This window comes from Stenotrophomonas sp. Steno-C17 (genome assembly GCF_056393165.1).
In genome coordinates this window covers 136,125-152,297 of the sequence record NZ_JBWJPD010000001.1, presented here as the reverse complement: position 1 = coordinate 152,297, position 16,173 = coordinate 136,125, and the positions used below count along the sequence as shown (strand labels likewise).

General features: G+C 68.0%; 14 protein-coding genes. 7 read left to right on the top strand and 7 right to left on the bottom strand.

The genetic code is table 11. From position 1 onward, the window contains the following. Window positions 1–223 precede the first annotated feature (223 nt). From AC06FA_RS00675 to AC06FA_RS00655, 5 genes are all read right to left on the bottom strand, one after another. Window positions 224–484 carry a hypothetical protein gene (locus AC06FA_RS00675; protein ID WP_478066677.1) on the bottom strand — a complete coding sequence of 87 codons (261 nt, stop codon included), beginning with the start codon at window positions 482–484 and terminating at the stop codon, window positions 224–226. A gap of 218 nt (window positions 485–702) precedes the next feature. Further along, a complete protein-coding gene (locus AC06FA_RS00670; protein ID WP_478066676.1) occupies window positions 703–1,443 on the bottom strand; it encodes a HEAT repeat domain-containing protein in 741 nt (246 codons plus the stop codon). Further along, window positions 1,440–1,940 carry a MarR family winged helix-turn-helix transcriptional regulator gene (locus AC06FA_RS00665; RefSeq protein ID WP_478066675.1) on the bottom strand — a complete coding sequence of 167 codons (501 nt, stop codon included), beginning with the start codon at window positions 1,938–1,940 and terminating at the stop codon, window positions 1,440–1,442. The genes AC06FA_RS00670 and AC06FA_RS00665 overlap by 4 nt, the downstream gene beginning before the upstream one ends. Window positions 1,941–2,100: 160 nt before the next feature. Then, the gene (locus AC06FA_RS00660; protein WP_478066849.1) at window positions 2,101–3,387 is read right to left on the bottom strand and encodes a sensor histidine kinase; all 1,287 of its coding nucleotides are present in this window, start codon (window positions 3,385–3,387) and stop codon (window positions 2,101–2,103) included. Window positions 3,388–3,419: 32 nt separating this feature from the next. Further along, window positions 3,420–4,127: a response regulator transcription factor gene (locus AC06FA_RS00655; RefSeq protein ID WP_478066674.1), complete on the bottom strand. Its 708-nt coding sequence runs from the start codon at window positions 4,125–4,127 to the stop codon at window positions 3,420–3,422. Between the two features lie 103 nt (window positions 4,128–4,230). Between AC06FA_RS00655 and AC06FA_RS00650 the strand changes: the two genes are divergently transcribed. Then, a complete protein-coding gene (locus AC06FA_RS00650) occupies window positions 4,231–5,145 on the top strand; it encodes a pepsin/retropepsin-like aspartic protease family protein (protein WP_478066673.1) in 915 nt (304 codons plus the stop codon). Window positions 5,146–5,178: 33 nt separating this feature from the next. Continuing rightward, window positions 5,179–5,442 carry a hypothetical protein gene (locus AC06FA_RS00645; RefSeq protein ID WP_478066672.1) on the top strand — a complete coding sequence of 88 codons (264 nt, stop codon included), beginning with the start codon at window positions 5,179–5,181 and terminating at the stop codon, window positions 5,440–5,442. Between the two features lie 91 nt (window positions 5,443–5,533). On the opposite strand, the gene groL is transcribed toward AC06FA_RS00645, so the two are convergent. Next, a complete protein-coding gene (gene groL / locus AC06FA_RS00640; RefSeq protein WP_108750286.1) occupies window positions 5,534–7,183 on the bottom strand; it encodes a chaperonin GroEL in 1,650 nt (549 codons plus the stop codon). Window positions 7,184–7,264: 81 nt separating this feature from the next. Next, entirely contained in the window at window positions 7,265–7,552 is a 288-nt protein-coding gene (locus tag AC06FA_RS00635; protein WP_006396661.1) for a co-chaperone GroES, read from the bottom strand. Between the two features lie 311 nt (window positions 7,553–7,863). Between AC06FA_RS00635 and AC06FA_RS00630 the strand changes: the two genes are divergently transcribed. The 5 genes from AC06FA_RS00630 (at window position 7,864) to AC06FA_RS00610 (ending at window position 16,167) form a co-directional block, all read left to right on the top strand. Continuing rightward, entirely contained in the window at window positions 7,864–9,666 is a 1,803-nt protein-coding gene (locus AC06FA_RS00630) for an endonuclease (protein WP_478066671.1), read from the top strand. Window positions 9,667–9,740: 74 nt separating this feature from the next. Next, a complete protein-coding gene (gene cutA / locus AC06FA_RS00625) occupies window positions 9,741–10,079 on the top strand; it encodes a divalent-cation tolerance protein CutA (protein WP_478066670.1) in 339 nt (112 codons plus the stop codon). After that, complete coding sequence (locus AC06FA_RS00620; protein ID WP_478066669.1) at window positions 10,076–12,451, top strand: protein-disulfide reductase DsbD family protein; 2,376 nt, start codon at window positions 10,076–10,078, stop codon at window positions 12,449–12,451. Before cutA ends, AC06FA_RS00620 begins: the two co-directional genes overlap by 4 nt. After that, complete coding sequence (locus tag AC06FA_RS00615; RefSeq protein WP_478066668.1) at window positions 12,448–13,005, top strand: TlpA disulfide reductase family protein; 558 nt, start codon at window positions 12,448–12,450, stop codon at window positions 13,003–13,005. Before AC06FA_RS00620 ends, AC06FA_RS00615 begins: the two co-directional genes overlap by 4 nt. A 630-nt stretch (window positions 13,006–13,635) precedes the next feature. Next, a complete protein-coding gene (locus AC06FA_RS00610; protein WP_478066667.1) occupies window positions 13,636–16,167 on the top strand; it encodes a PepSY domain-containing protein in 2,532 nt (843 codons plus the stop codon). Window positions 16,168–16,173 lie beyond the last annotated feature (6 nt).

Below are 16,173 nucleotides of genomic sequence, written 5' to 3'. Positions count from 1 at the left end.
GTGGCGACAAGAAAAAAGCCGCCAGGTTCGCTGGCGGCTTTCGGGAATGCGTCTGAAGGTTTCTTCAGGGTAAGCGCAGTCCTTCCTCCGCCGGGGGCTTCGGAAAGTAATACCAATAAAAGCTGGCGTGGGCTGCGTTCATGGGATGTATTGATAACACAGGGTTTTGGCAGGTGCCAACTGTTTCATTCGCAACTGGGGCCGCGGTTCAGGCGTGGTGGCATCAGCGCTTGCCGTGGACTTCCAGGTCCAGCAGCAGGCCTTCATGGATATCCACCCAGCGCTCCACCACGCGGTCCAGCTCGTGCCGGGCTTCATCCAACTGCTCGGGATTGAGCAGGGAACGCGCGGTGTAGAGGTCGGACACCAGCCGACGCAGGGTCGATTCCAGGATGGCCACCGACGGCCCGTCCAGCCCCGGCACCTGCAATGCCGGGCTGTCGCCAAGGGTTCCGTACAGCGTGACCTGGAGCTTGCTCTGCATGATCGACTTCCCTGCGGGTGGACATGGGCAATACCCATGTTTACCCGGAATCGATGACACGCGCATGTGCCGATGTGCGGCTGGGTAGAGTCGAGCTTGCTCGACTGAAGCAGCAAGAACCCGAGGTAGAGTCGAGCTTGCTCGACTGGAGCAAACGGCAGTCGAGCAAGCTCGACTCTACGAACGGCAGGAGCAGAAGCAGTCGAGCAAGCTCGACTCTACTTGTCGAGGGAGCGCTGGGCACGCTTGCGGATGTAGGCGTTGGCGGCGCTGCTGTATTCGCGCTGCCAGCGGGCACAGTGTTCGCGTACCCACTGCGGCTGGCTCTTGGCCGCATCATTGAGCCAGTTGCCCACCGAATCCTGCACGTAACGTTCGGGATCATTCGCCAGCGCGTCCAGCAGCGGCAGCGCATGCTCGGGTTGTTGCTTGAAGACGGCGATATGCGTGGCCCAGACCCCGCGTGGTCGCAACGCTTCACAGGCATAGCGGCGCAGGTACGGCGAAGCGTCCCGCGTCCATGGCAGCAATAGCTGCAGCGCCGGCAACGGCTGTGCCACAAGATCGCCGCGCAGCGCCAGCCAGGCCCATTCACGCACGCCGAAATGCGGATCGTCCGCCAGTGGACGGATCGCCTGCAGCTTGTCGGCCAGCCCCTGCGTGGAATCACTGCCGATGAGGTAGCAGGCCCAGCCCCGCACGGTGTCGGAAGGATGCGAGGACCACTGCGCGGCATCGCCCTGCCCCGCTTCGCGCAACAGTGCGGCGGCCAGCGCCATGCGCTGGGTGATGCCTTTGCTGGCAGCAGCCTGCATGCGCTGGATGGCAGCGTCTGGAAGTGCCGCTACGGCCTGCAGCAGTACTGCGAAGTCCACCGCAAGGCACTCGGTCAGGTGCGTCGTGGCCGCAGTTCCCGCATCGAGTTCGCGTTGCCGCGCACGGTGGATGGCGGCACTCATGGCAGGGCCTCGCGGCCGCGGTCGGTGTGCTGCCAGACCTTGGTCAACAGCTGCGAAAGCTGGCGCTGCTCGCGTGCGTCCAGCGCGTTGAAGAGACCGCCGATCCATTGCGTGTGCTGGTTGAACAGGTCTTCGGCCAAGCGCTTGCCGCGCGCGGTCAGCACGATCTGCAGACGCCGCCCATCGTCAGCATGGTGCCTGCGCTGCAGCAGGCCATCGCGTTGCAGACCGTCCACCAGGCCACTGATGGTGGCGCGGGTAACCCCGGCGCGTTCAGCCAGTTCATGGGGCGGCAGCGTTCCGCCGGCGCCATGCAGCAGGAACAGCACGATGAAACGGCCTTCGCTGAGGCCCTGCGGGGCGAGGCGTGTGGCGCAGTCCTGGTCGATCGCGCTGGACAGCGAGAGCAACTGGAAGCACAGGCGCAGCTGCGCCAGGTTCGCGTGGCCGCGGCGGGCGGCTTCGTCGATCAGCGCGATGTGTTTGGCTTCCAGCACCTTGCATATCCATATGATTAGGCGGCTAATCATATTCATGCAGGAATGGGTGATGCAAGACCTGGCGGTAGAGTCGAGCTTGCTCGACTGAAGCAGACAGCAGTCGAGCAAGCTCGACTCTACGAAAGGCAGGAGCAGGAGCAGTCGAGCAAGCTCGACTCTACGGGGGCAGGTGCATGCGGGCGATCAGGCCGCCGCCGTCGCGTTGCAGCAGCTGCAGTTGACCGCCGTGGCGGCGGGCGGCGTTGGCAGCGACTGCCAGGCCCAGGCCGGTACCGCCGGTGGCACGGCTGCGCGAGGTTTCGCTGCGCTGGAAAGGCTGCAGCAGGCGTTCACACTCTTCGACGGCAATGCCAGGGCCGCGGTCCATGACCTCTACCACCAGGCCTGCGTCAATGTGTGCGGCACGCAGCTCCACCGCGCCGGCATAGCGGTGGGCGTTGTCGATCAGGTTGTCCAGCGCGCGGCGAAGCAGCAGGGCGTCGGCGTGCCAGTGCAGTTCGCCGGGCAGCTGCGCAGCGAGGGCAACGCCGCGCAGGCGCGCCGCCTGCACGCAATCCTCCAGCAGGGGCGCCAGATCCACCGGTTGCAACTGCGGTGGCTGCAGTTCACCACGGGCGTAATCCAGCACCTGCTCGATCATGGCGTCCATGCGCTCGATGTCGGCCACCATGCGCGCCGCCTGTGCCGGTGGGGCGAACTCGGCGCGCAGGCGCAGGCCGGTCAGCGGCGTGCGCAGGTCATGCGCCACCGCGGCCAGCATGCGGGTCATCTGTTGCGCCTGGTCACGCAGGCGCGCGCGGCCCGCATCCAGCGCTACGGCCAGCATCTGCACTTCGCGTGGGCCATCGTCAGGCAGCGGCGCCTGGGCATGCAGATCAAGGCCGGCACTGGCATCGGCCAACCGCCGCAGCGGGCGGCCCAGCCGCACCGCCGCCCACGCGGCCAGCGGCGCCAGCAGCACGGTGCCGCCCAGCAGTGCCAGCACGACCTGCCGACGCCATGCCGCCAGATCGCTGTAGGCACTGCTGACCACGCGCCAGCGCCCGTCGGCCTGCTGCACGGCCAGTTCAAACGGAGGCCACGGCAGGCTGGCCAGCACCTGCTGCGCGGCGCGCACCACCGCGGCATCGCCCGCCTGCCCGCCTTCGGCGGCCACGACATGGATATCCGGCGGGCGGCTGTCGCCCGTCCACACCAGGCGCACCTGCCGGGCCGGTTGCTGCAGCCCGTCGGCGGCCAGTGCCAGCAATCGCGCATGGACGGTTCCCTGCGGTGCCTGCGTGCGCAGGTCCACGCGCAGCCCCACACTGGCAGCGGTACGCTCGCCGCGCAGCACGTGCATCGCCTGGTCCAGGCGCATCTGCGGCGGCGCCGGGCGCGGCAGCCAGCCCACCACCGCCAGGCTGACCGCGGTCGCCAGCAACAGGCTGCTGACCGCCAGCATGGCGATCCAGCGCGCGGTGCTCCAGCGCGCTCTCACAGCCGTTGCACCGTTGCACCGAAGCGATAGCCCTCGCCGCGCAGGGTCTGCACCAATCCTTCCGCATCGCCGGCGGCCTGGGCCAGCTTGCGGCGCAGTCGGCTGATGGCCAGATCGACGGCGCGGTCGACTCTGTCGCTGTCATCGCCACGGGTCAGCTGCATCAGCTGATCGCGGTCCAGCACCCGGCCGGGCCGCTCGGCCAGGGCCTGCAGCAGGGAAAATTCGCCGCGGCTGAGCACGACCTCGGCGCCGTCCGGTGCCAGCAGGCGGCGCTGCTCGGGCAGCAGGCGCCAGCCAGCAAAGCGCAGCTCGATGGGGGTCTGTGCGTGCAGCTTTTCCTGCCGGCGCAGCAGCGCGCGCACCCGCGCCAGCAGTTCGCGTGGGTCGAACGGTTTGCCCAGGTAATCATCGGCGCCCATTTCCAGCCCGATCACCCGGTCCGGCGCACTGCCCAGGGCCGACAGCATCAGGATCGGAATGGCCCGTGACTGCAGGCGACGGCACACCGACAGTCCGTCCTCGCCCGGCATCATCCAGTCCAGGATGATGGCGTCGGGACGCTCGACCTGCAGCAGCACATCCATGGCCGCGGCATCGGCCGCCACGCGCACGCGGTAGCCGTGCAGCAGCAGATGGTCGGCGATGGCATCGCGGATGCTGGCATCGTCATCCACGACGAAAAGGGTGGCGTTAGCATTCATGCTGCCAGTATGACGGCGCTGTGTATCGGCACGGTATCAACCCGGACATACCGGCAGTACGCGCCTGCGGCGAAATGGCCACTCGTTCCCGAGGAGTACACCGATGCGCCTGGCACTGCTGCCCCTGTTGTTGATCTCCCTGCCCGCCGTGGCCGAGCCCCCTGCATTGCACAGCCTGCCAATGACGATGCAGGCCAGCCATCCCACCGTGCAGGCCACGCTGGACGGGCGCGATGAATCGCTGCAGCTGGTCGTGGACAGCGCCGCCAGCGCGACCCTGCTGGACACGGCCGTGGTGCAACGCTTCGAACTGCAGGACCCGAACGCACGCAACCACGATGCGCAGGGTGCCAGTGCGGGCGGCCTGGCGCTGCGCAGCACGCGCGGCGTGGCGATGGCACTGGGCAGCCTGCAGCTGCAGGTGACCGCGCTGCAGGCCGATCTGGCCAGCCTGTCGTCGGCGGGCAGCGCGCCGTTACACGGCATCATCGGCCAGGACATCACCGCGCGCTTCGATACGCGCTGGGATTTCGCCAACGCACGCCTGATGCTGTGGCCAGCGCAGACCCTGCCGACCACCGGCACACAGTGCCAGCGCAATGCCCTGCCCGAACGCAGCGGCGTGCTGAAAGGCTTCGGCTTCGTCCGCCTGCAACTGGGCGAACAGGGCGTGGAGGCGATCGGCGTGGTCGATACCGGTGCCGCGCAGACGATCCTCAACAACGCGGCGGCCGGCGCGCTGGGGTTGCGCACCGATGGCAGCGATGTGCGTGTGCGGGCGCGCAGCAAGGGCAGCGAAGGGCTGGGCGGCAAGCCCACGCCAACGTGGCTGTACACCCTGCCGACACTGGCCAGCGCACGCTGGCGGCATCCAGCGGTGGAGGTGCGCATCAGCGAACTGCCGGTATTCCGCGCGATCGGCCTGGACCAGCGGCCGGCGGTGATCCTGGGCGCGGATGTGATGCAGGGCGGCCAGGTGGATATCAGCGCAGGTGCCGAGCGCATCTGCCTGCGCTAGGATCGCAGGACTCATCCCCGCAAGGAGCGCACGATGGATCGATCACAGGCCAAGGCAGTTGCCGAGGCGATGTTGCAACCCGACGACCGCCGTGACCGCCTGCAGGCGGAGCGGCAGCTGCAGAACGCGCACGATCGCCGGCGGCGCGTGTCCGCAGCGGTGTCGCTGGCGGGCATGGCGCTGGGCGTGGCGGCGGCCAGCCAACTGCCTGTCGCGTGGTCGCAGGGAATGCTGGTAGGGGGCGCCCTTGGGTTCCTGCTGGCCGAAGGCTGGCAGCAGTGGGCATCGCGTAGATAGCGGGCCCCCATCCACGCATGGCGTGGATCTACTGGCACAAAAAAACCCCGCCTTTCGGCGGGGTTTTTCATTGCATCGGGAAGGCGTGGACTTAGAAGTCCATGCCGCCCATGCCACCCATGCCGCCCATGCCACCGGCGCCGCCCATGGCCGGCTCGTCCTTCTTCGGAGCTTCGGCAACCATGGCTTCGGTGGTGATCATCAGGCCAGCGATCGAAGCAGCGTTCTGCAGCGCCGAACGGGTCACCTTGGTCGGGTCCAGGATGCCGAACTGCAGCATGTCGCCGAATTCACCGGTGGCGGCGTTGTAGCCGAAGCTGCCGCTGCCTTCCTTCACCTTGTTGATGATGACCGACGGCTCTTCGCCGGCGTTGGAGACGATCTCGCGCAGCGGGGCTTCCATCGCGCGCAGGGCGATCTGGATGCCGTGGTTCTGGTCTTCGTTGGCACCCTTCAGACCGGCCAGCGCGGTGACCGCACGAACCAGGGCCACGCCGCCGCCCGGAACCACGCCTTCTTCAACGGCTGCACGGGTGGCGTGCAGGGCGTCGTCGACGCGGTCCTTCTTTTCCTTCATTTCGATTTCGGTCGAGGCACCGACCTTGATCACGGCAACGCCGCCGGCCAGCTTGGCCACGCGTTCCTGCAGCTTCTCGCGATCGTAATCGGAGGAGGTGTCCTGGATCTGGGTCTTGATCTGGCCCACGCGTGCATCAACGTTGGCCTTGTCGCCCACGCCGTCGATGATGGTGGTGTTTTCCTTGGAAACCTGCACCTTCTTGGCGCGGCCCAGGTCCTTGATGGTGGCCTTTTCCAGCGACAGGCCCACTTCTTCGGAGATCACGGTGCCGCCGGTCAGCACGGCCATGTCTTCAAGCATCGCCTTGCGACGGTCGCCGAAGCCCGGAGCCTTCACGGCCACGACCTTGACGATGCCACGGATGGTGTTGACCACCAGGGTCGCCAGCGCTTCGCCTTCGACTTCTTCGGCCACGATCAGCAGCGGCTTGCCAGCCTTGGCGACGCCTTCCAGCACCGGCAGCAGGTCACGGACGTTGGAGATCTTCTTGTCGTGCAGCAGGATGAACGGATCATCCAGGTCAGCGGTCTGCGACTGCTGGTTGTTGATGAAGTACGGGGACAGGTAGCCGCGGTCGAACTGCATGCCCTTGACCACGTCCAGCTCGTTGTCCAGGCCCGAGCCTTCTTCAACGGTGATCACGCCTTCCTTGCCGACTTCCTTCATCGCATCAGCGATGATCTGGCCGATCGACTCGTCCGAGTTGGCCGAGATGGTGCCGACCTGGGCGATGGCCTTGTCGTCAGCGGTGGGCTTGGAGATGTTCTTCAGCTCGGCAACGGCGGCCACGACGGCCTTGTCGATACCGCGCTTGAGGTCCATCGGGTTCATGCCGGCGGCAACAGCCTTGGCGCCTTCGCGGATCAGGGCCTGGGCCAGCACGGTGGCGGTGGTGGTGCCGTCGCCCGCGTCGTCGTTGGTGCGCGAAGCGACTTCCTTCACCATCTGCGCGCCCATGTTCTCGAACTTGTCAGCCAGTTCGATTTCCTTGGCAACGGACACGCCGTCCTTGGTGATGGTCGGGGCGCCGAAGCTCTTTTCCAGCACGACGTTGCGGCCCTTCGGGCCCAGGGTGGCCTTGACGGCATTGGCGAGAACGTTGACGCCGCGCACCATGCGCGAACGGGCGTCTTCACCGAAACGAATATCCTTGGCAGCCATTGCGATTACCTCGATGTTTGCGCCGGGCCGGGCCCGGCGACGAAAAGGGATGTCTTACTGAAAAGCAGGTCGCGCCGGGGCTCAGCCGATGACGGCGAGCACGTCGTCTTCGCGCAGGACCTTGTACTCGACGCCTTCGCTCTTGTACGAGCTGCCGGCGTACTGGCCGTAGATGACCTTGTCGCCAACCTTCAGCGACGGCGCGCGCACGCTGCCGTTGTCCAGCGGCTTGCCCGGGCCGACGGCCACGACTTCACCCTTGGTGGACTTTTCCTTGGCCGAATCCGGAATGACGATGCCACCGGCGGAGATTTCGTCGGCTTCGATCGGCTTGACCACAACGCGGTCGTGCAGCGGCTTGATGCTCATGAGAGACCTCTTAAGTTATTGATTGGTCTGAAAAAGTCTGGCGATGTTAGCACTCACCCAGGGTGACTGCCAGCATTGCGCGTGAAAAAGCCCGACAGGTCGGGAGCAGGACAGAGATGGAGCCCCCCGGGGGCCTTTCAAGGCCATCGCGGCAAAATTTTTCGACGGTGCGCTGCGGCGCAGATCCGGCGAAGTTCCCGGATTTTTGGTGACGGGCGTCGCAGTGTCAGATATCTGGCGTTCAGTTACGACAAAGTGTCACCTGATCGGCCTTAGTCTCGCCCGGCATTCCCAATCACAAGGAGTAGTCGATGCGATTGCTGTCCCCGCTCGCCGCCGCCTGCCTGCTGGCGCTGGTCGCCGCGCCGGCCCAGGCCGAGGTCTTCATCAACGAACTGCACTACGACGACAGCACCGCTGCCGGTGACGTGGGCGAGGCCATTGAAGTGGTCGCCACCGCCGGTGAGGACCTGTCGGGGTACCGTCTGTACCTGTACAACGGCAGCAACCCGTCGGCCGCGGCGGTGTACGCCAACAACCCGGTGCCGGCAGGCGCTGCCGCCAGCTGCGGCAGCGCCACCATCGCGGTGGTCACCTACCCCACCAATGGCATCCAGAACGGTCCCAACGACGGCATCGCCCTGGTCGACGCCAGCGGCAAGGTCGTGCAGTTCCTGAGCTACGAGGGCGCGATCACCGCGGCCGGTGGCCCGGCGGCCGGCATGACCAGCCAGAACATTCCGGTGGCCGAAACCAACAGCACCGCCCCGGGTACCTCGCTGCAGCTGACCGGCAGCGGCAGCCAGTACGCCCACTTCACCTGGGCCGAATCGGCCGGCCAGACCTTCGGCCGCTGCAACACCAACCAGACCTTCACCGGCGGTGGCGGCACCCCGGGCCCGAACACCCCGCCGTCGGTCAGCACCACCACCCCGGCGCAGGGCAGCAGCACCTTCCCGGCCGCGGCCGATCTGGAAGTGGTGTTCAGCGAGACCGTGACCCTGGCCAGCGGCGCGTTCAGCCTGAGCTGCGGCACCTCGGGCAGCGTACCGCTGACCTGGCCGTCCAGCGGCCGCACGGTGAAGCTGTCTACCAACACCGCGCTGGTGGCCGGCGAAGCCTGCCGCTTCGACATCCGCGCCGCGCGCATCACCGACAGCCAGGGCGCACACCCGGCCGCCGACAGCCGCATCGCCTTCACCGTGGCCAGCACCACCGGCAACCCGGACCCGGGCAACCCCGGCAATCCCGGCACCCCGGAGGGCTACTATTCCAAGGTGAACACCAGCAGCCCCAGCCAGCTGCGCTGCTCGCTGCATGAAACCATCAAGGGCCACACCGCCTACCCGTACAGCGGCTCGGGCACCAGCACCTGGACCATCCTGGAAATCGCCGACGAAGACCCGAACAACAGCGGCAAGATCCTGGATGCCTACCGCAACCGCAGCTACACCAAGGTGACCGACCGTGCCGGCAGTGGCAGCGGCCTGAAGTACAACCGCGAACACACCTGGCCGAACTCGCTGGGCTTTGCCAGCACCACCGGCGACAAGGGCCTGCCGTACGCGCCGTACACCGACACCCACATGCTGTACCTGACCGACGCACAGTGGAACGCCGACCGCGGCAACAAGCCGTTCGGCAAGTGCGACAGCAACTGCGGCGAGCGCGCCACCGAGGCCAACAACGGCCAGGGCGGCGGCAGCGGCGGCTACCCGGGCAATTCCAACTGGGTGCGGACCCCGGACGGCAACACCGGCACCTTCGAAGTCTGGGGCCAGCGCAAGGGCGACATGGCGCGTGCGGTGATGTACATGGCGATCCGCTATGAGGGCGGCAAGGATGCGGCCACCGGCCAGTCCGAACCGGACCTGGAACTGACCGACGACCGCAGCAAGATCGTCAAGACCAGCAGCTCGCCGGCCTACATGGGCCTGCTGTCCACCCTGATCGACTGGCACCTGGCCGATCCGCCGAGCGACGCCGAACGCGCCCGCAATGACGTGATCTACAGCTTCCAGGGCAACCGCAACCCGTTCATCGACCACCCCGAGTGGGCCACCCCGGCCCTGTTCACCTCGGCCAAGCCGGCCACCTGCCAGCTGGCCAACTGAGCAGAGTTAAAGAAAGTTGCAATTCCCCTGTCCGGCCCTGACCCGGCCGGACAGGGGCCTTATACTCGGCGGTCATGTCGATCGCCGATCCCGTCCTGCTGTTGTTCACCACCTGTCCCGACGCGGACAGTGCCGACCGCATCGCCCACGCACTGGTGGGCGAACAGCTCGCTGCCTGCGTGACCCGCCTGGACGGCGCGCGCTCGACCTACCGCTGGCAAGGCCAGGTCACCACCGATGCCGAACTGCAGCTGCTGGTGAAGACCACGGCCAGCCGGGTCGATGCGGCCATTGCCCGCATCGTTGCCCTGCATCCGTATGAACTCCCGGAATGCATTGCGGTCGAAAGCCGGGCCGGCCTGCCGGCGTATCTGGACTGGATCCGGGCGCAGACCCGGGAGGACACCGTTTGAAGACTCTGTTTGCGCGTGGCGCCGCCCTGTGCGCCCTGTTGTGGCTTTCCCTGCCCGCCTTCGCTCTGGATGAGAAGGACCTGCTGCCGGTGGACCAGGCGTTCGCGCTGACCGCCACCGCGCCCGAACGCGGCCAGATCCAACTGCAGTTCAAGATTGCGCCGGGCTATTACCTTTACCGCCACCGCACCAGCGTCAAGGCCGACCCGGCCTTCAACGCCGCTGCGCTGCAGATGCCGGCCGGCGACAAGCACCACGACGATTTCTTCGGCGAGGTGGAAACCTACCGCCAGCGCCTGGTGGCGACCCTGCCCGGTGCGCCCACCGATGCCGCCGGCACGATCAGCCTGGAAGTGCGTTACCAGGGCTGCGCCGATGCCGGCGTGTGCTATCCGCCGCAGAAGCGCGTAGTGCAGGTCACCCTGCCCGGCGGCGACGGTGCGGCGGCGCCTGCCGCGCGCAGCGGCACGACCCCGGCGTTCAACAATCCGCTGGCCGGCGCCGGCACCGCGCGCGGCCTGCCGCTGCCCGGCGCCAGCACTGCCCAGGCCCTGCCGCTGCCGTCGGAACAGGCCTTCGCCTTCGATGCCATCGCCAGCGACGGCAACACCCTGCTGCTGCGCTTCAGCCCGGCACCGGGCTACTACCTGTACCGCGACCGCACCTCGCTGAAGCTGGAAGGCAGCAGCGGCGTGCTGGCCGACACCCCGCGCTGGCCGAAGGCGCAGTCGCACCGCGATGAACACTTCGGCGATGTATCGGTGTACTTCAACCAGGTGGAAGTGCCGCTGCCGCTGCGCCGCAGCCGCGCCGATGCGGTGGACGGCACCCTGGTGGTCACCTTCCAGGGCTGCCAGACCGACGGCATCTGCTACCCGCCGATGACCCGCCGGGTGAAGCTGGCCATTCCTGCCGGCAAGGTCAATGCCAGCGCATCGGCCACCGCTGCCCGCAGCGAGGTGATCCAGCCGCTGCCCGGCTCGGCCGCCGATGCGTCGCGCGAAGGCGGTGACGGCGCGCTGCGCCGCCTGCTACCCACCGTGCCGAACGATCCGGCCCCGAGCGCCGACGACGCCGCGCCCGGCGCAACCGCCTTCGCTGCCGATGCACGGCCGGACAACGCGCTGCGCACCAAGCCGCCGGGCACCGTGCCGAAGACTGACAGTTCGCTGCTGTGGGTGCTGTTGCTGGCCCTGGGCGGCGGCCTGGTGCTGAACCTGATGCCGTGCGTGCTGCCGATCCTGTCGCTGAAGGTGTTGAGCCTGGCGCAGAGCGGTGAAAGCGCCGAACGCGCCCGCAGCCATGCCCTGTGGTACACGCTGGGCGTGCTGGTGGCCTTCGCGGTGATCGGCGCCTCGATGGTGGGCCTGCGCATGCTGGGCAACGCCGTGGGCATTGGTTTCCAGCTGCAGCACCCGGCGGTGGTGGCCGCGCTGGCCTACGTGATGTTTGCCGTCGGCCTCAGCCTGTCCGGCGTGTTCACCATGGGCGGTGGCGTGGGCAACTTCGGCCAGTCGCTGGCCAGCCGCAGCGGTCCGGCCGGCGACTTCTTCACCGGCGTGCTGGCCTGCGTGGTCGGCAGCGCCTGCGTGGGTCCGTTCTTCGGCCCGGCCGTGGCCTACGCGTTCGTGGCCCCGCCGGTGGCGGCCATGCTGGTGTTCCTGTTCCTTGGCCTGGGCCTGGCCCTGCCGTTCCTGCTGATCGGCTTCGTGCCGGCGTTGGCGCGGCGCCTGCCCAAGCCGGGTCCGTGGATGGAAACCCTGAAGCACGTGCTGGCCTTCCCGATGTATGCCGCCGCACTGTGGCTGCTGTGGGTGCTCGGCAAGCAGCGCGGCGTGGATGGCATGGCGCTGGCGCTGGGCGGCCTGCTGGTGCTGACCGGCGGCCTGTGGCTGTTCGAAACCAGCCGCTGGCGCAGCAAGCGCGGCGGCATCCTGCTGGGCGTGCTGCTGGTGCTGACCGCACTGGTGCCGGTCTGGGGCGTGACCCAGCTGGCCCTGCCGGCGCGCGCGGCCCAGGCCAGCACCGACAACGTGGTGGAGTATTCGCCGCAGCTGCTGGACCGCCTGCGCGCCGACAACCGCGTGGTGTTCGTCAACATGACCGCCGACTGGTGCGTGAGCTGCAAGGCCAACGAACGTGCGGTGCTGTCGCGCCCGGAGTTCAAGGACCTGCTCCGCCGCACCAATGCGGTGTACATGCGTGGTGACTACACCAACGTCGACCCGCAGATCACCGATTTCCTGGAAGAGCACAAGGCCGTGGGCGTGCCGCTGTACGTGGTGTACGGCCCCGGCGCACCGCCCACCGTGCTGCCCACCCTGCTGACCCAGGCAGTGGTGGAAGAAGCCCTGCTGCGCACTGCCCGATGAGGTGGCAGCGGCCCGCACTGCTGTGGACAGCGGTGCTGGCCGCCGGCCTGGGCCTGTGGGCCGGGCACCGGCTGACGCCGGCACCGGTGGCGCCACGCGCGCCTGCCGATGCGCCGTCGGCAGCGATGCCCACGTTGCGGCCCGGTGATGCCTTGCCCGCCCTGGTCCTGCCCGACGCGTCGGGCCGGCCGCTGGACCTGCGCCAACGATTCGCCGGTCGGCCGCTGCTGGTGAATGTCTGGGCCAGCTGGTGCGGCCCCTGCGTGGAAGAGATGCCCGAGCTGCAGCGTTTCGCCCAGGCACAAGGCGATGCCGGCGTACAGGTGCTGGGGCTGGCGCTGGATACTCCCGAGGGCGTGGCCGAGTTCCTGCAACGGGTGCCGGTGCACTACCCCATCGTGCTGGACACCCCGGGCCCGCGCGATGCCAGCGTGCAGTTGGGCAACGCACAGGGCCTGCTGCCCTACAGCGTGCTGTTCGATGCGGACGGGCGCATGGTCAAGGCCAAGCTGGGGCCGTTCGCACACGGCGAGATGGCAGGCTGGGTGGAGTAGGTTTTCTGCAGGGCTGCGCCCTGCACCTGCTCAAGCAACGTCAACATCAACGTCAACGTCAACGTCAAAAGCCTGCTTTCCGTGGGATGGCGGGGCGGTGTGGGTGGGCAGGACACGCCGTAAACCCTTCCATGGGGGCTCGTAGGCGCCATCCATGGCGCCTGCGGTCCTGCCCACCCACACCGCCCCGCCTCTGACAGGTTCACTCGGCTGTTGGTAACGGCGACTGTTCGAACGCCCGGTTGTTGGTAGGTGTCGACCTTGGTCGACACATCTTTCAGACATCCAGAACTATCTGGGATCGGATCCCGTGCCGTTCCAACAGCTCGCGGAAAACTGTCGAAGGCGGGGTGGGTCCGGTTGCGGGGGCGTGAGCGCCATGGATGGCGCGACCGAGGCTACAGGGACGTACTTGCGCCGTCCCCCGCAACCGGACCCACCCCGCCATCCCACGGATAGCCCGCTGTTGCTTCGGCTTCGGCTCTGGCTCTGGCTCTTAGCGGGTGCAGGGCGCAGCCCTGCCGGAACACCCTCCTTGACCGGGGCCGGTCGCGACCGGGAGAATTCCGAGATTAATTCTCATTTACTGTTGCGCAGGGATGCCGCGGCAGACCCACGGCCCCTCTCCCGATGTTCAAGAACGTCCTGTTCCAGCTGCACTGGTTCCTCGGCATCACCGCCGGCACCATCCTGGCCATCATGGGCCTGAGCGGCGCTGCGCTGTCGTTCGAGGACGAACTGCTGCGTGCCGCCAACCCGGGGCTGGCCGGCATTGCCGAACACCATGAAGACGGTCAGCCGCCGCTGAGCCTGGACGAGCTGGTGCCGATGCTGCAGGCCGACAGCGACCGGCCCCTGCAGCGCCTGCGCGTCGATGCCACCGGCCAGCGGCCCTCGGTGGCACGCTTTGAAGGCGGCAAGGAACACTGGGTCTACTTCGACCCTTACAGCGGCGAGCGCTTCAGCACCCTGCGCGGCCAGGGCTTCTTCGATTTCGTGGAAGACCTGCACCGGCACCTGGCGGCAGGCGAGCGCGGCAAGCTGCTGACCGGCAGCTGCGCGATCATCCTGCTGTTCTTCGTACTGTCCGGCCTCTACCTGCGTTGGCCCCGGCAATGGTGGCGCCCGCGCACCTGGCTGGCGGTGGAATGGAAGCGCAGCGGCCGCAGCTTCCTGTGGAGCCTGCATTCGGTGGTCGGTACCTGGGTGCTGCTGGTCTACCTGGTCATCGTGCTCACCGGCCTGTGGTGGTCGTTCGACTGGTACCGCGACGGCGTGACCCGCCTGCTGGGCGATGGCCGCAGCGCCCCGCGCGCGCACGTGCAGTCTGCCCCGCTGGACCTGACGCGCGTGCAGGAAAGCCTGTATGCCGTGCCCGGCGTGCGCACCGGCTACATCGACCTGCGATTGCCCGGCAAACCCGGCCAGCCGATCACCGCGCGGGTGATGGCCGGTGATCCGGCGCTGCGTGGCGGCGGCCATGACCGCGCGCAGGACAGCCTGCAGATCGACCCGGGCAGCGGCGCCGTGCTGGAACACCGCCCGTACGCGCAGCTGGATGCCGGCGGCAAGGTGATGACCAGCATGTTCGCGCTGCACTCGGGCAGCTTCTTCGGCCTGCCCGGTCGCGTGATCGTCATGCTGTCCAGCCTGTGCATGACCCTGTTCTTCATCACCGGCTGGATGCTGTACCTGGACCGCCGACGCAGCCAACGCGCCGCCCGCGCATTGCGCCAGTCGCTGCCGGGCGGCGGCGCCAGCGACGGCCAGGAAGGCAGGCCGTGGCGGGTAGTGCATGCCAGCCAGAGTGGCCTGGCCGAGCAGCTGGCCTGGCGCGCAGCGGCGCAACTGCAGGCGGCCGGCCACCCGGTGCAGGTGCTGCCGCTTTCGCGGGTCAACCTGCAACAGCTGCAGGACACGCCGCAGGTGCTGTTCGTGCTCAGCACCTTCGGCGATGGCGAGCCACCGGACAGCGCGCGCCGCGCCGCACGGCAGCTGCTGGCGCAGTCGGCCGATCTTTCCGCCCTACGCTACGGCCTGTTGGCACTGGGCGACCGCCAGTACCCGCACTACTGTGCCTTCGGCGTGCAGGTGGACGACTGGATGACACGCAACGGCGCGCACGCGCTGTTCGCCCGCATCGAGGTGGACGCCGCCGCCGTGCCCGCCCTGCGTGAGTGGCAGCTGCAACTGAGCGCACTGACCGGCATCCAGACCGATGACAGCGTGCTGCCCGCGGCCACGGTGATGCACGCCTGGCCGTTGCTGGACCGCACGCTGCTCAATCCGGGCAGCATGGGCGGGCAGATCTGGAAGATCCGGCTGGCGGCCCCTGCGAACGTGCATTGGAAAGGCGGCGACATCCTGCATGTCGCGCCCCGCAACGCCGCCGCGCAGGTGAGCGCTGTGCTGCAGGCCCACGGCCTGGACCCGCTGCAGCCGATGCAGGTGGACCCGCAGACCCGCACCCTGCTGCAGCTGGCCAGCGAGCGGCTGCTGCCCGATGGCGCACCGGACGTGCCGGTGCAGGATGCCTGCCAGTGGCTGTCGGGGTTGCCGCTGTTGCCCAGCCGCGAGTACTCGATCGCCTCCTGTGCCGCCGACGGCGTGGTGGAACTGGTAGTACGCCTGACCCACGACAGCACCGGGCGCCCAGGCCTGGGATCGGGATGGCTGGCCCTGCATGCGGTGCTGGGTGAAAGCATCGCTGCGCGCGTGCACCACAACCCCGGTTTCCAGCGCGTGGCCGCATCACCGATGGTGCTGATCGGCAACGGCACCGGCATTGCCGGCCTGCGCAGCCTGCTGCGCGAAGCCGCTGCCGACAGCGAGCACGGACACTGGCTGCTGTTCGGCGAGCGCCAACGCGCGCACGATCTGCTGTTCGCCGAAGAGATTGGACACTGGCAGGCCGAAGGCCATCTGGCGCGCGTGGACCTGGCGTTCTCGCGTGATGCGGACGGCGGCGGCTACGTGCAGCACCGTCTGCAGGCCGCTGCCCCCGAACTGCTGGAATGGCTGGCACGCGGTGCGGTGATCCACGTCTGCGGTTCGCTGCAGGGCATGGCCGAAGGCGTGGACCAGGTGCTGCGCGCCACGCTGGGCGACGAGGCCGTGGAAACGCTGCTGGAGAACGGGCGCTACCGCCGCGACGTGTACTGAGTCGAC

Excerpts from the sequence above, each read along its gene's own strand:
- AC06FA_RS00675 (WP_478066677.1), bottom strand. The coding sequence starts at position 484 with ATGCAGAGCAAGCTCCAGGTCACGCTGTACGGAACCCTTGGCGACAGC.
- AC06FA_RS00670 (WP_478066676.1), bottom strand. The coding sequence starts at position 1,443 with ATGAGTGCCGCCATCCACCGTGCGCGGCAACGCGAACTCGATGCGGGA.
- AC06FA_RS00660 (WP_478066849.1), bottom strand. The coding sequence starts at position 3,387 with ATGCTGGCGGTCAGCAGCCTGTTGCTGGCGACCGCGGTCAGCCTGGCG.
- AC06FA_RS00655 (WP_478066674.1), bottom strand. The coding sequence starts at position 4,127 with ATGAATGCTAACGCCACCCTTTTCGTCGTGGATGACGATGCCAGCATC.
- AC06FA_RS00650 (WP_478066673.1), top strand. The coding sequence starts at position 4,231 with ATGCGCCTGGCACTGCTGCCCCTGTTGTTGATCTCCCTGCCCGCCGTG.
- AC06FA_RS00645 (WP_478066672.1), top strand. The coding sequence starts at position 5,179 with ATGGATCGATCACAGGCCAAGGCAGTTGCCGAGGCGATGTTGCAACCC.
- groL (WP_108750286.1), bottom strand. The coding sequence starts at position 7,183 with ATGGCTGCCAAGGATATTCGTTTCGGTGAAGACGCCCGTTCGCGCATG.
- AC06FA_RS00635 (WP_006396661.1), bottom strand. The coding sequence starts at position 7,552 with ATGAGCATCAAGCCGCTGCACGACCGCGTTGTGGTCAAGCCGATCGAA.
- AC06FA_RS00630 (WP_478066671.1), top strand. The coding sequence starts at position 7,864 with ATGCGATTGCTGTCCCCGCTCGCCGCCGCCTGCCTGCTGGCGCTGGTC.
- cutA (WP_478066670.1), top strand. The coding sequence starts at position 9,741 with ATGTCGATCGCCGATCCCGTCCTGCTGTTGTTCACCACCTGTCCCGAC.
- AC06FA_RS00615 (WP_478066668.1), top strand. The coding sequence starts at position 12,448 with ATGAGGTGGCAGCGGCCCGCACTGCTGTGGACAGCGGTGCTGGCCGCC.
- AC06FA_RS00610 (WP_478066667.1), top strand. The coding sequence starts at position 13,636 with ATGTTCAAGAACGTCCTGTTCCAGCTGCACTGGTTCCTCGGCATCACC.